This window comes from Paenibacillus massiliensis 2301065 = DSM 16942, assembly GCF_000377505.1.
In the GTDB taxonomy this organism is placed as follows: domain Bacteria; phylum Bacillota; class Bacilli; order Paenibacillales; family Paenibacillaceae; genus Paenibacillus; species Paenibacillus massiliensis.
Genome location: NZ_KB898203.1, coordinates 34,936 through 49,554 on the forward strand (window position 1 = coordinate 34,936; position 14,619 = coordinate 49,554).

Here is a 14,619-nt window from a genome sequence, read left to right on the forward strand (position 1 = left end):
CTTTCAAATCCAGTCCTTCTTGCGGAAGATGAGATACATGATGGTTCCTAATAGCACCATAAGTCCGATCACTACATAATAACCATGCTGTGTATGCAGCTCAGGCATGTTGTCGAAGTTCATTCCGTATATACCTGTAATCAGTGTTAATGGGATGAAGATCGTCGTAATGGCTGTAAATACGCGCATGATTTCATTCGCACGATTCGCAATACTTGACTGATAAGCTTCTCGAAGGTTGCCCATCAGATCGCGATAGGTTTCAAAGGTTTCGGAAATTTTTACCGCATTTTCATAAATGTCGCTGAAATACTTCTGTAATTGATCATCAATGAGACGCAAATCACGTTTATTCAGGGTATTGATAACTTCCTTCTGTGGACCAAGTACCTTTTTCAACCACAAAATCTCACTTCGGAGTCCAATGATTTCATTCAGATGCGTCTTCTTCGTATGCATGAGGATATCTTCCTCCAGCTTCTCGATGCGCACCTCGATACGATCACCGACCGTGAAGTAATTATCAACGATCAAGTCAATGAGCAGGTACATGAAACGGTCAGGCTGATGAACCTCCTGCTCCCATAGAATCGGCTTTAGCATCCGAAGCTCATTGATCTTCTGCTTGGTCACGGTAATTATGAAATGTCTTCCGAGAAAAATATTGAGTGCACGTAGGAAGATTTCCTCATCATCAAAGCGAATGCTATTTACAACAATGAAATAATGGCTCTCGTAAATCTCAATTTTGGGGCGCTGTTCCTCTTCGCTGAGACAGTCCTCCACAGCCAGATCATGCATGGAGAAGAGGGGTTGCAGCACAATTAGATCATCGACATCAGCATCGATCCAAAAGAAGCCTTCCTCAGGTGGTGTAACGGTCATAGCAATATCATCAATAGGGGTAAAGACCCCGTTCTGTACCAAACGAATTTTCATCGTAATCACTCCTTATGTTCCCGCCACAAGCGGTTGTCAATCACATAAGAAATGAGCGATGCATGGACCAGATTACATACGGGCACCGACATCAATTAAGAAGCCTGGGCAGGCATAGGTATCCCGTCTCCGGCAAGCAAGGCTCATTCCTATATAGTTATCTAGGTTCGTCCGCCTGTTCGAGCTCGGGTCGCCTTCCATTATGATGTCACCTCTCATCTGGAATTAGTATGTGTACAAGGACTCTAGTCCATAGCACTTGTATAGTATAACCCTCGACACCTGCGGCTTTCAAGGGTCAAATCACACGTTCTTCTTGCACAACAGAACAATATGTGTATAATTATGAACAAGTATGATGAATGTAATTGAATTACTGATTGCATTACTAATTGAATAAGCATGAATCAAGTCAATTTCTTATCAAGAGCAGGTGGAGGGACTAGCCCGATGAAGCCCGGCAACCGGCGATACGTCGCACGGTGCTAATTCTTGCAGCATGTCATTATGATGACATGTCTGAGAGATGAGAGAGGCGTATATGGAGTATAAACATGACCTTTCTCGAAACTTTGGGAAGGGTCATTTTTTTTAATCCTCGCAGCTCACAACTCAGATTAATTTCATTATACGAAGGAGGAGAGGGCACATGCCTATCAAGATTCCCGACACGTTACCAGCCAAAGAGATTTTGGCTGGAGAGAACATTTTCGTCATGGACGAAAGCTTAGCTTACCATCAGGATATTCGTCCGCTCCGCATTGCGATACTCAATTTGATGCCAACCAAAGAAACAACCGAGACCCAATTGCTGCGCTTGATCGGTAATACCCCGTTGCAGGTAGATGTAACGTTGGTTCACCCTCAATCACACGTATCGAAGAATACGTCCCAGGAATATCTGGATATGTTCTATAAGACCTTCGATGAGATTCGCAATACCCGATTTGACGGCATGATTATTACAGGGGCTCCGGTGGAACAGCTCGATTTTGAGGATGTGAACTATTGGGATGAAATCCAGCGAATCTTCGACTGGACGAAGACGAATGTGACTTCAACCATGCACATATGTTGGGCTTCACAGGCGGGTCTATACCATCATTTTGGTGTTCCTAAGTATCCGTTGGAGGACAAATGCTTCGGCGTATTCTCGCATAGTGTTGAGAAGCCCCATGTGAAGCTGCTTCGCGGGTTCGACGAGCTGTTCTATGCTCCTCATTCCCGGCACACCGAGGTTCGACGTGAAGACATTGTATCCATTGAAGAGCTGGAGCTACTGTCCTACTCGGAGGATGCGGGCGTATATATCGTTGCCACCAAGGACGGCAAGCAGATTTTCGTAACTGGTCATTCAGAATATGATCCGTTGTCCTTGAAGTGGGAGTATGACCGTGATGTGGCTAAAGGGCTTGAGGTCAAGCTGCCTTATAACTATTTTCCGAAAGACGATCCGACCCGCACACCACCGTCTGTATGGCGTGCCCATGCGAACTTGCTGTTCTCCAACTGGTTGAATTATTATGTGTACCAAGAGACTCCATACGATATCGGACCTCAGATTTAACCAGAAGAAATAGTATAATCATTAAAAATTCATACAGGTGACAGGAGGATTTCATATGGATGACAGAGAGTTGAAGATCGAGAGCAGGCTGGCACAAATTGGTTCCATTAACGACCCGAAGACAGGAGCGGTGAATTTCCCGATCTACCAAGCTACCGCATTTCGCCACCCACGTCTTGGACAGAGCACAGGCTTTGACTACATTCGTACGACCAATCCTACGCGCAAAGTACTGGAGGAGGCGGCTGCACAGCTGGAGTCCGGGGATGCTGGCTTTGCCTGTGCTTCAGGCATGGCTGCGCTGCAGACGATATTCTCGTTATTTGGACAAGGTGATCACCTGATTGTATCGCTCGATCTGTATGGAGGAACTTATCGTTTGTTGGAGCGGATCTTGTCCAAGTTCGGCGTAACAGCAACCTATGTGGATACGAATGATATCGATGCTCTGGAGCAATCCAGACGGGAGAACACCAAGGCAGTATTCATTGAGACGCCAACAAATCCGCTGATGATGATTACAGATATTGAAAGAGTCACCTCCTGGGCGAAGCGGCATGAGCTATTAACCATCGTGGATAACACCCTGCTCACACCGTATTTCCAACGTCCGTTAGAGCTAGGAGCAGACATTGTAATTCACAGTGCAACCAAATATTTGGGTGGACATAACGACGTACTGGCAGGCCTGATCGTCACGAAGGGCAAGGAGCTATCCGAGGAAATGGCCTTCCTTCATAACTCCATTGGCGCGGTGCTGTCACCTAGCGATTCTTATCAGCTCATGAAAGGGATGAAGACCCTCGCTCTGCGTATGGAGCGCCATGAGTACAACTCTCTGAAGATTGCCAATTATCTGCTTACACACCCGGCTGTGGCCGAGGTATTCCATCCAGGACTTGCTGATCATCCAGGACATGATATCCAGTCCAAGCAGTCCAGTGGCAATACAGGCATCTTCTCCTTTAAAGTAACCGATGCTCGCTATGTAGAACCACTCCTGAGACATATTCGCCTGATTGCCTTCGCAGAGAGTCTTGGAGGAGTGGAATCCTTGATGACTTATCCAGCAGTTCAGACGCATGCAGACATTCCATTGGAGATCCGTGAGGCTGTTGGGGTCGATGATCGCTTGCTGCGCTTCTCCGTTGGTATTGAGCATGCTGATGATCTGATTCAGGATCTGGGGCAGGCACTGGAAGCCGCGCGTCGCGAGGTTGAGGAGGGAAATGCGGAATGACTGCAGAGGATAACAGAAATACAGGCAAGGATCGCGCAGCACTGGATTTCGGTACGAAGCTGCTTCATTTCGGCTCCGAGATAGACAAGACGACCGGGGCATCAAGTGTGCCCATCTATCAAGCGTCTACGTTCCATCATCATGATATTTTTAATCCGCCAGTACATGATTACAGCCGTTCGGGTAATCCGACCCGTCAGGCACTGGAGGACTATATTGCACTCCTGGAAGGCGGTGTTCAGGGCTTCGCGTACGCCTCAGGCATGGCTGCAATCTCCAGCTCCTTCATGATGCTCTCGGCGGGAGATCATATCATCGTGACAGAGGACGTCTATGGAGGGACTTACCGACTGCTGACCACGATTCTGAGTCGCATGAATATTGAGACGACGTTCGTGGACATGACTGATCTGGATCAGGTCAAGTCCGCCTATCGAACGAATACTAAGGCGGTCTATATGGAGACTCCATCCAACCCGACGCTGAAGATTACAGATATTGCAGCAGTAACTGGCTGGGCGAAGGAGCATGGACTCATTACGTTCCTGGACAATACGTTTATGACACCTTACTATCAGCGGCCGCTGGAATTGGGTGTAGATATTGTACTGCACAGTGCTACCAAATTCCTGGGAGGTCACAGTGACGTGCTGGCAGGACTCGCTGTAGCTCGTACAGAAGAGCTTGCTAAGGAGCTGAAACGCCTGCAGAATGGACTCGGTACGGTGCTAGGGGCACAGGAATCCTGGCTACTGATGCGGGGAATGAAGACGCTGGAGGCACGGATGGTGCACAGTGAGAAGAGTACGGCAAGGCTGGCTGAGTGGCTCAGTCAGCGCTCAGATATCTCTGCCGTGTACTATCCTGGGCTGGCCAACCATCCGGGTCGGGACATTCATGAGCGGCAATCGAGCGGTTATGGTGCAGTAGTATCATTTGATGTGGGTAGCGGCGAGCGAGCCAAGCAGGTCCTGAACAAGGTACAGCTACCGATTGTAGCCGTCAGCCTGGGTGCTGTAGAGAGTATCCTGTCCTATCCGACAATGATGTCCCATGCAGCAATGCCTCCAGAGGTTCGCAAGGAACGCGGCATCACAGATGGATTGCTTCGTTTCTCTGTGGGGCTGGAGGGTATTGAAGATCTGATCAAGGATCTGGATCAGGCTCTCAGCGAGTAGTGCTGAGCGGCTTTGAATCTTATTTATTTATAGTATTAATTTTATGAATTTTCGGACAGCACCTAGATTAGGTGCTGTTTTTCACATTCGACCTGTGTTACGATGGAGAATAGTAAGAAAGTTTTCATATATCATAGGTTGCATTGTAGATAGCGTCACAGTTCTAATTTAATTTTCAGTTATGGAATACAGGATAGGAGGCACCTAAGAATGAGTACGATTGATCGTATCTTAGATAAAGCCCTGCGGGGCGAGCGTATGAATCTAGAGGACACCATTGCATTATTTGAATCCAATGAGGTAGAGAAGATTGGGGAAGCAGCCAATGTCATCATGAATCGGATGCATCCAGACCCGATCAAGACCTTCGTAATTGGGCGCAACATTAACTATACCAATGTCTGTGATGTATATTGCCGGTTCTGCGCCTTTTACCGCCGTCCAGGCTCGGACGAGGGATATGTATTGCCAGATGAATTGATCTTCCAGAAGATTCAAGAGACACAGGATGTGAATGGAACTGAAATTCTGATGCAAGGGGGAACGAACCCCAATTTGCCGTTCAGCTACTACACGGATCTACTGAGACGAATTAAGGAACGTTTCCCGGATATTACGATGCACTCCTTCTCCCCGGCAGAGATTCAGAAAATGAAGGAGGTCTCGGATGGCCTGACACTGGAAGAGGTGATCCGGCAAATTCATGAAGCGGGTCTGGATTCGTTGCCAGGTGGTGGGGCGGAAATTCTCGATGACCGGACGCGGCGTAAGATCAGCCGACTGAAGGGCTCCTGGACAGATTGGATGGACGTAATGAAGACAGCTCATCGCATTGGCATGAACACGACCGCTACGATGGTTATTGGCTTGGGCGAATCCATGGAGGAGCGAGCGCTGCATCTGATGCGGGTACGTGATGCCCAAGATGAGTGCATTGCCAACAAATATGATTCCGAGGGCTTCCTCGCATTCATCCCGTGGACGTTCCAGCCGGATAATACGAACCTGAAGCTGGAGAGACAGACACCCGAGGAATACTTGAAGACTGTAGCAATCAGTCGGATTGTTCTCGATAATATCAAGCATCTGCAATCCTCTTGGGTCACGATGGGACCTGAGATCGGCAAGCTCTCGTTGCGCTATGGCTGTGATGACTTTGGCAGCACCATGATTGAGGAGAATGTCGTATCGGCCGCGGGCGCTACCTATAAGGTGAATATCGACTCGATACTGCAGCTCATTCGTGAGACAGGTAATACTCCGGCTCAACGGAATACACGCTATGACATCCTGCGTATGTTTGATGGATCGAAGCAGGCAGAACGCGACTTTATCATGCAAAATTAATACCGACCACCTTCAGACGAAGAATAACAAAAAGCTTGTGCAGGTAAGAGAATGACGATCATCATTCATCTTACTGCACAAGCCTTTTTGTGTTCTAATATTAAGCTTCCGTACACTTAAGCTTTCATTACAATTACTCAAGAACAGCTATTATTCTGTACCCAAATCAATTTCTTAACTCATTCAACATTGATTTTTGTAACTAGATATAGACAAAATTAAACCTTTTTTTGATCTATATCTAGTTCTGATTGAAGCAGCTAAAGGTATATGAAATTGATTCACCCGGTGAAAAATTGCTATGATCGTTCTGCCTTTCTCACAAAAACGATATCCGCACCTGGGTCCAGGTCACGAATCATTGCCCTGAAGCGTGGCAAATCCAGAACATGCACCCTATAGACAATACTGTTGCTTTCGCCTCCAGAAGAAGCATATTCGCTGTTATGCTGCTCCTGATCCTGGATCAGAGCCGTCTTGTCACTTGCTGGGAGGGAAGGAACGGGAACGAGATGCAGCATCCTTTGCAGCACTGCCTTCGTATCAGTCGCAGCTGCAGTTCTGACATACATGTGACGGTATAGACCAGTTAACATGAATCGGGCCGTCTCAAAGGCAGCCAGACAAGCAACGGCTGAGTATAAGGCCTGCTCCCAGCCCAGCATGAGGCCAGCTGCCGAAAGTACGAGAATTTGAAACAGGGCCGCGATTTGCTCCATAGATAGACTCTTATGTAGTATAATCAGCCGGCTGCTGCTACGGAATTCAGCATCTCGCAACTCCAAGGCATCCAGCAGTCCTCCTGAACGTGCTACAAGACCAGCGCCAAAGCCAAGGGTGATCCCGCCCACGACTGCAGCGATAATCGTATGCTCGCTCAAAGCAGGAACAGGCTCCAGCAGGAGCGCTGTCCCTGCAAAGGCAAGCAATCCTGGAAAGGCATACCAAGGTCCGGATTTGCGAACAAAGTACAGATACAGACTAACAAGTGGTACATTCAGTATTAATAAAAATAAACCAAGCTTCACTTCTGCGGCATGTGACATTAATGCGGAGACGCCAGTCATCCCGCCAACTACAATCTGGTTGGGATGCAGGAATAGCTCCAGGCCTACAGAAGCAAGGATACCACCAACAATTGCATACAGTAACGGATACGGATTTAGGGATGACAAGGTGAACTTCGACGAAGCTTCAACGTCTTTCCCAGGAGGATGCTTCATAGCCTTACCTCCCCGTTATATATGATGGATTCTGATCAGGCCCTTTCCTGTCGCTTGGGCCGATGGTCCTTGAATCGGAATACTTTATTAAGGACATTGAATACTGATTTTGACTGTTTGGTCAATATTGGTGCCATAATGGCAAGGATTAGTACATATATGGCAGCAAATGGCTGCAAAATGGCCAGAAGCCCACCTTCACGTCCCAGATTAGCCATAATAATCGAGAATTCACCACGAGCTACAACGGTCAGCCCTATGTTTGCCGAGGCTAGTGGCGACAGAGCAGCCGTTCGTCCAGCCAGCATGCCGGCTGTAAAGTTTCCGAACAGTGTAACGACTACAGCTGCAAGGGCAAGCCAAACGGCGGTTCCTCCGAGTGAGAGAGGATCAATGGATAGTCCGAAGCTGAAGAAGAACACAGCACCGAAGAAATCGCGAAATGGAATAATGAGATGCTCGATTCGCTTGGCATGCTCTGTCTCGGCAAGTACCAGTCCTACGAGCAATGCACCTATAGCTTCTGCAACATGAATAGTCTCAGAGAAGCCTGCCACGAGGAAGAGTGCGCCGAAAATAACGAGCAAGAACAATTCATTGGACCGAATATTCAGGACTTTATTCAGCAGGGGAACAGCCTTACGTCCGATGATAATCAGTGTAAGCATGAAGCCGAGGGCAATCGATGCGGATAGGAGCACACCCCCAAGTGATGAGGAGTTACTCAGAACGAGCCCGGAAAGAATGGAGATATACACGGCGAGGAATACATCCTCGAACATGATAATACCTAGAATCATCTCAGTCTCAGGATTCGCGGTTCGCTTAAGGTCAACCAATACCTTGGCAGCAATCGCACTGGAGGAAATCGTGGTAATACCAGCAATAACGAGGGTTTCAGCAACAGGGAACCCTGTTACAAAGCCCAGTGCCAGCCCTAGAGTAAAGTTAATGGCAATGTAGATCGTACCGCCAACGGCGATGGAACGTCCGGACTTGATCAGACGTCCCACCGAGAATTCCAATCCAAGATAGAACAACAGGAACAATATACCTATACGGCCCATGAACGCAATGAAGGGCTCGCTTTCAATGAATCTGAAGTCAAGATGCCAGATTTGCATGGCATGGGGACCGACAGCCATTCCAATGAGGATATAAAACGGAATTACAGAGAAGCGCAGCTTGGCAGCGAGCAGACCGGATGCCGCTATCAACGCCAGCGCTAGACCAACTTCAAATATCAGATGGTCCATTCAATCACCCGCTCCACTTATTAGAATTTGTTTGAAGCGCTTCTGCTGATCCCGTTCGCCCACCGCAAGTACTGTAGAATTGGCTTTCAGTACCGAATCCGGTCCCGGATTGATGTGCTTGGTCTTCTGATCCTCCATCACGACAATGACAGATACACCAGAGTTCTGACGAACGTTCAGCTCCCCGATCGATTTACCAGCAGAAGCGTATTGTGGTTCAATTTTATACCATTCAATAATCAGATCGTTAAAGGCCATCTCGACACTTTCAAGTTGCTTTGGCTTATAAGTCATGCCACCTATGATGGCTGCAAGGTGACGGGCCTCTTGGTCCTCAAGTGTAATCATGGAGATGCTTTTCTCCAAATCCTCGTATTCGAAGTGATACAGCTCTCGTCTTCCGTCATCGTGAATGATCACGACAATCCGGTCGCCACTAGCCCCATCCAACTGATACTTCATTCCGATTCCGGGCAAAATAGTTTCACGAATATCCATTATAAAATGTGCCTCCTAGAGAGTGATGTTAGTTGTTGGAACAATGAATAATAAGCCATACTTGACGTCATATCAGTAGTAAATAAATGAAGTGGTACATTGAATTCAGTAATGTATTACACGACTGTCAAGCTCCTGAACCGACAAATTAAGTACGGCTATGCCATAGCTGCCACGAACTTAGACGTGTATTTTATAGGCTGAAGAAAATCAAGCTTTTTCCTAATCGAAATAATCGGAATAAAAGGTAAATAAGGTCTGGGAATCGTAAACAGACATAACCAAGTCATGATGATAAATAATGGGCTGGCTTGCGATATATTCTTGATGATGGACACTGTATGAGAGGGTGTACGAACGACAGGACGCTGATGCGTCTCACGCTGCTCATTTCGTGAAATATCTGTAGCCTCCACAAGTTCCTGGGTTTCATTGTGCTGAGCTGTGAAAGGAGCGGGAAATGACAGAGTCAGGACTACACTCAAAAGAACAAATAACGATATACGCCAACGAATCATCATACTCCCCCTCCTTTTGTGAAAAATTCAAATAAAGACAAATAGCTAGGAACGCTTACTTTAACTTTACCATAAATATTTAGGTTTATTCAATTCATAACCGCTCTTCCAGCAGTCTACCTCGTATAACCGCCACTTCCTCACCATATACTGTAACCAGAAAATGAAAGGGGTGAGCATATGGAGCTTTTCTCGATCTGGACGGATATCCAAGGCCCTGAGGATGCAGAGCAATTTTACCAAATGATTCGCGGCCGACTGAAGGAATTACATATTCCTGGTCAGGAGTTGCTGTTCTCCTACAACCGAAATCAGGATAGTGCCGTATGGAGATGCAGCAGTGCGAACCCGGCCATATCTTCGTTAACCTGCTTGCCCCGCCTCATTCGTGCTTTGTCGAGCCTGCTTGCTGATTATATGGAGTACTCGCTGGAGCGACCTGTGGTGTCAAGCTTGATTCGCAATCAGCAAGCTGGACTTGAAGAGGAAGAGTACGTAAGGATTGAGCAGCACTGTATGTCTCTTCTTCATCATACGAACGAAATGAGCCAAAAGCGTCATCATTTTTTGATGTTAGGTGTAGAATCTGCTCTGAGAGAGAATGCTGAATTGCATCTTAAGGGATTACTTCGCTTTCGACTACAGGCATACAAGCTAGCTCTTCAAGACCTTGTGGACTTTTCACTGGAAGAATTTTGGGCGGATCGTCAGTATGAGGAATTTATGGGCTTACTCAAGTATTTCGTCTTTTTCCAGGAAAGCATGATTCCGCTGGTGCATGTGATTCATCAGGGAGCCAGCCAATTCACCATACTTGATGCCAAGATGGAGCCTGTGAGCATGGAGCCTGCCCATGATATCATCGTAGAGCTTCCGGAGATGGAGCTTGGGATCGGAATGGAAGAGATGATCGTCAGCAGCCTGATATCGATCTCGCCTGCCCGAATTCTGCTGTATACAGACGAGCCGGGTGCAGCTATCATTCAGACGGTGCTGAACATCTTTGAGAATAAGGTGGAGATCTACGAAAAAGCCGATATGCACAAGGATGGGCTTGACTATGCCGTGGATTACGAACTTCATCTTGACGGAAAAGAATGGGGCAATTATAATAACTGTTGAAAAAGCGATGATGAAGACAGCAATCATGGACTGGACGTCCCAGAGAGAGGAAACTCAGGCTGAAATTTCCTTACGAGCCCACCTTTGATTGACCCCTTCATAGCTGCTGTTCTGAAAATCGGCTGTAACTAATCCGATGTCTAGGAGCAGACGAGTCGTCCCCGTTACAGGATGCCAATTGAGGGCTGAATGCAGCATGCTGGTCTAGTAGTGACTTACTGGATTGGACGCATAAATCAGCCAAATTAGGGTGGAACCACGAGCACACACTCGTCCCTTGATACCGGGACGGGTGTTTTTTGTGTATACAAATAAGAACCGGGCGTCCCGGGCGAACCTGTTATAACAATGAGGAGGAAGCACAACATGGCAGTAAGTATTCATTTGCCGGACGGCTCTGTTCGGGAATATGCAGAAGGTAGCAGTATTGAGGATGTGGCGGCTTCCATTAGCAGCGGTCTGCGTAAGAACGCTGTAGCGGGCAAGCTGAACGGAATCGTGGTGGATCTGTCCACCAAGCTGACAGAGGGAGCACAGATTGAGATTGTGACTCAGGATGCTCCAGAGGGACTGGAGGTTATTCGCCACAGTACCGCTCATTTGCTGGCACAAGCCGTGAAGAGATTATTCGGAAAAAATGAGGTTCATCTAGGGGTAGGGCCTGTCATTGAGGATGGCTTCTATTACGATATGGACCTTGAGCATTCCCTGAATCCGGAGGATCTGCAGAAGATCGAGAAGGAAATGGAACGCATCGTAAATGAGAATCTGCCAATCGTGCGTAAGGAAGTTAGCCGTGAGGAAGCTCTGGCCTTGTTCGGCGAAATGGGCGATCCGTATAAGCTGGAGTTGATTCGTGACCTGCCTGAGGACAGCATTATTAGCCTGTATGAACAAGGTGAGTTCGTTGACTTGTGCCGCGGCCCCCATGTGCCTTCTACCAGCAAGCTGAAGGTATTCAAGCTGATGAATGTCGCTGGAGCTTACTGGCGTGGAGACAGCAAGAACAAGATGCTACAACGGGTATATGGAACTGCGTTCGTGAAGAAGGCTCAGCTGGATGAGCATCTGCATTTTCTGGAGGAAGCCAAAAAGCGGGATCACCGTAAGCTGGGGAAAGAGCTCGGGATGTTCAATTTCTCACAGCTTGTTGGACAAGGTCTTCCAATCTGGCTGCCGAACGGTGCCAAGCTGCGCCGGACGCTGGAGCGTTATATCGTAGATCTGGAGGAGAAGCTTGGCTATCAGCACGTATACACTCCTGTACTGGGAAATGTGGAGCTGTACAAGACCTCGGGACACTGGGAGCATTATCAGGAGGATATGTTCCCAGTCATGGAAATGGATAACGAGTCGCTGGTATTACGCCCGATGAACTGTCCTCACCACATGATGGTATACAAGAGTGAGATGCACAGTTATCGTGATCTACCGATTCGTATTGCGGAGCTTGGTACAATGCATCGCTACGAGATGTCCGGTGCACTGACAGGTCTGCATCGGGTGCGCGCCATGACTCTGAATGATGCTCACCTCTTCGTACGTCTGGATCAGATCAAGGACGAATTCAAACGGGTAATTGATCTGATCATGATTGCTTACAAGGATTTCGGCATTCACGATTATCGCTTCCGCCTGTCCTATCGTGACCCGCAGGATACCGAGAAGTACTTCGATAATGATGAAATGTGGAATACGGCACAAAGCATGCTGCGTGAGGTTGTTGAAGAGACAGGACTGCCGTTCTTCGAAGCTGAGGGAGAAGCAGCCTTCTATGGTCCTAAGCTAGATGTACAGGTCAAGACGGCTCTTGGTAAAGAAGAGACGCTCTCGACGGTTCAGATCGACTTCCTGCTGCCAGAGCGCTTCGAGCTGGAGTATGTAGGCGAGGATGGGCAAAAACACCGTCCAGTCGTGCTGCATCGCGGTATTCTGGGTACAATGGAGCGCTTTACTGCCTTCCTGCTGGAGAATTTCGCGGGCAACCTGCCGCTGTGGCTGTCACCGGTACAAGCCAAAATTATTCCAGTCTCCACGAACTATGATGACTATGCCAAGGAAGTGGCTGATAAGCTGCGTCTGGCTGGAGTGGCAGTGGATGAGGATCTGCGCAATGAGAAGCTCGGCTACAAGATTCGTGAAGCCCAGCTTGAGAAGATTCCTTATATGCTCGTAGTTGGTGAGAATGAGAAGAACGATAAGTCCGTATCCGTACGTAAGCGTGGCGAGGGTGACCTTGGCGTGAAGCCACTGGATGAGCTGATTGCTATTCTGAAGGAGCAAATTGACTCCAAGACGATCTAGTCTCAAGCCCTTAAAAGACTATTAAACTTGCACAATATGTGATGGCTAATATATCCTTTGCCGTATATTTTGGCTGATTTCTGGAAAACCTTTGGAACAAGGGGAGGTTTTTGAATGAAATCAGTGATTTTGCGGCAAAGGATTTTTGTCGTTATGTTGTGGGCTTTGCTTATGTTACCGATAACGGAGGCCCATGCTTTTGAGCAGCCATCTGCGCTACAAGTTCAGTCTACAGGAGCCTTAGTAGAGTATGATCCATATAGTACTTCGTATCATGCATATTGGCAGGAGGAAGCAAGCCTGTCGTGGGAAGACTTTCAGGCACCAACTCCTGCATATGCAGGACTATGGGGAGGCCTGACTCAGGGAATGATGAGTATGCTTCATCCAAACGAAGGCGGTGGTGTAGGTTGGATGACAGAACTGCATGGTAAGCCAATCCGCCGACCTGAGGCAAGGACCATACGAAAGCCTGATAACCTGGAGCTTAATTCCGTACCCGTTCTGGCACCAACTGCAGAGCAGGTCATAACGACTATGAAGGTGACGGCCACCGGTTATACGGCTGGCTTCGAATCTACAGGCAAACGTCCTAATCATCCGCAATATGGCATTACTTATTCAGGAGTAAAGGTTACAAGGGACAAGAATACGTTGTCTACGATAGCAGCCGATCCACGTACATTCCCGCTTGGGAGCATTTTGTATATTCCGGGATACGGCTATGGAATTGTTGCAGATACGGGCTCGGCAATCAAAGGGCGCAAGATTGATTTGTATTTTGCCACGACCAAGCAGGTCTATGAGGAATGGGGTAAAAAAGACGTCGAGGTCCAGATCATCAAGCGGGGAGGTGGCCGCTGCACTGAGCAAATGATGGCGGAATTCAAGAAGGCCATCCAGGTGCACAAGATGATACCTGAATCCATGCTTGACGAGTCTCTTTAATGAAGCACATAGGCAACGCTGGCTGGGATCACCTGAATAATGTAGGAGTCGCCTTCACATAATATGTGCGGGACAGACAAGTTCCCAAACTCATTATACAGGAGGAATTATCGTGAACAACAAACAGCCGTCTAAAGCGGGTCTTGGTGCACAAGGTACGGAATTTGGTCAGGACACGCAACAGGTTGCTCAAAAAGTAAAACAAGCTCAACAAAACAAAGTGCAAGACAATTATCAGACACCAAATGAAAAGTATGATGCAGAATTTGGTGCTGATACAGCTGCTGGCGTCAACAAAAAAGTACAAGGTTCCCAGCGCCAAAAAGTACAGGACAACTACAAGACACCGAACGAAAAATTCGGATCTGGCTCCACAAATCAACAATAATTGCAAGGACAGCGATAGCAAGACAGCTTAGTATTGCGAAGCTGACTTTTGCAATGTGCATATGAAGACTAGCAAGCCCTCGGTCTATATA

13 protein-coding genes and 1 riboswitch are annotated in these 14,619 nt (G+C 47.6%); of the genes, 8 read left to right on the forward strand and 5 right to left on the reverse strand.

All coding sequences use genetic code 11. The features are described 5' to 3' along the window. Window positions 1–3 precede the first annotated feature (3 nt). Entirely contained in the window at window positions 4–939 is a 936-nt protein-coding gene (corA, locus tag D328_RS0125250) for a magnesium/cobalt transporter CorA (RefSeq protein ID WP_018887833.1), read from the reverse strand. A 417-nt stretch (window positions 940–1,356) separates the two neighbouring features. Next, a riboswitch (SAM riboswitch) is annotated at window positions 1,357–1,472 on the forward strand. Between the two features lie 116 nt (window positions 1,473–1,588). Between corA and metA the strand changes: the two genes are divergently transcribed. The 4 genes from metA (at window position 1,589) to mqnC (ending at window position 6,271) form a co-directional block, all read left to right on the forward strand. Beyond that, the gene (gene metA, locus D328_RS0125255) at window positions 1,589–2,506 is read left to right on the forward strand and encodes a homoserine O-acetyltransferase MetA (protein WP_018887834.1); all 918 of its coding nucleotides are present in this window, start codon (window positions 1,589–1,591) and stop codon (window positions 2,504–2,506) included. A gap of 55 nt (window positions 2,507–2,561) precedes the next feature. After that, complete coding sequence (locus D328_RS0125260) at window positions 2,562–3,746, forward strand: aminotransferase class I/II-fold pyridoxal phosphate-dependent enzyme (RefSeq protein ID WP_018887835.1); 1,185 nt, start codon at window positions 2,562–2,564, stop codon at window positions 3,744–3,746. Further along, window positions 3,743–4,924, forward strand: a complete 1,182-nt coding sequence (locus D328_RS0125265; RefSeq protein WP_018887836.1) for an aminotransferase class I/II-fold pyridoxal phosphate-dependent enzyme — start codon at window positions 3,743–3,745, stop codon at window positions 4,922–4,924. The genes D328_RS0125260 and D328_RS0125265 overlap by 4 nt, the downstream gene beginning before the upstream one ends. A gap of 210 nt (window positions 4,925–5,134) precedes the next feature. After that, on the forward strand, window positions 5,135–6,271 hold the full coding sequence (gene mqnC, locus D328_RS0125270) for a cyclic dehypoxanthinyl futalosine synthase (protein WP_018887837.1): 1,137 nt from the start codon (window positions 5,135–5,137) through the stop codon (window positions 6,269–6,271). Between the two features lie 299 nt (window positions 6,272–6,570). On the opposite strand, the gene D328_RS0125275 is transcribed toward mqnC, so the two are convergent. The 4 genes from D328_RS0125275 to D328_RS30495 form a co-directional block, all read right to left on the reverse strand. Beyond that, window positions 6,571–7,494, reverse strand: coding sequence for a YitT family protein (locus D328_RS0125275; protein WP_018887838.1), 924 nt, complete (start codon window positions 7,492–7,494; stop codon window positions 6,571–6,573). Between the two features lie 35 nt (window positions 7,495–7,529). Next, complete coding sequence (locus D328_RS0125280) at window positions 7,530–8,750, reverse strand: cation:proton antiporter (protein ID WP_018887839.1); 1,221 nt, start codon at window positions 8,748–8,750, stop codon at window positions 7,530–7,532. Further along, window positions 8,751–9,248, reverse strand: coding sequence for a cation:proton antiporter regulatory subunit (locus D328_RS0125285; protein ID WP_018887840.1), 498 nt, complete (start codon window positions 9,246–9,248; stop codon window positions 8,751–8,753). Between the two features lie 158 nt (window positions 9,249–9,406). Further along, complete coding sequence (locus tag D328_RS30495; RefSeq protein ID WP_018887841.1) at window positions 9,407–9,769, reverse strand: hypothetical protein; 363 nt, start codon at window positions 9,767–9,769, stop codon at window positions 9,407–9,409. A gap of 177 nt (window positions 9,770–9,946) precedes the next feature. Between D328_RS30495 and D328_RS29800 the strand changes: the two genes are divergently transcribed. The 4 genes from D328_RS29800 (at window position 9,947) to D328_RS0125310 (ending at window position 14,528) form a co-directional block, all read left to right on the forward strand. Further along, window positions 9,947–10,888 (forward strand): putative sporulation protein YtxC, encoded by a 942-nt coding sequence (locus D328_RS29800; protein ID WP_018887842.1) that lies wholly within the window; start codon window positions 9,947–9,949, stop codon window positions 10,886–10,888. A 366-nt stretch (window positions 10,889–11,254) separates the two neighbouring features. Beyond that, window positions 11,255–13,192: a threonine--tRNA ligase gene (gene thrS / locus D328_RS0125300; protein ID WP_018887843.1), complete on the forward strand. Its 1,938-nt coding sequence runs from the start codon at window positions 11,255–11,257 to the stop codon at window positions 13,190–13,192. 114 nt (window positions 13,193–13,306) lie between these two features. Beyond that, complete coding sequence (locus D328_RS31850) at window positions 13,307–14,140, forward strand: 3D domain-containing protein (RefSeq protein ID WP_018887844.1); 834 nt, start codon at window positions 13,307–13,309, stop codon at window positions 14,138–14,140. 112 nt (window positions 14,141–14,252) lie between these two features. Next, window positions 14,253–14,528 (forward strand): hypothetical protein, encoded by a 276-nt coding sequence (locus D328_RS0125310; protein WP_018887845.1) that lies wholly within the window; start codon window positions 14,253–14,255, stop codon window positions 14,526–14,528. The last annotated feature ends 91 nt before the right edge of the window (window positions 14,529–14,619 follow it).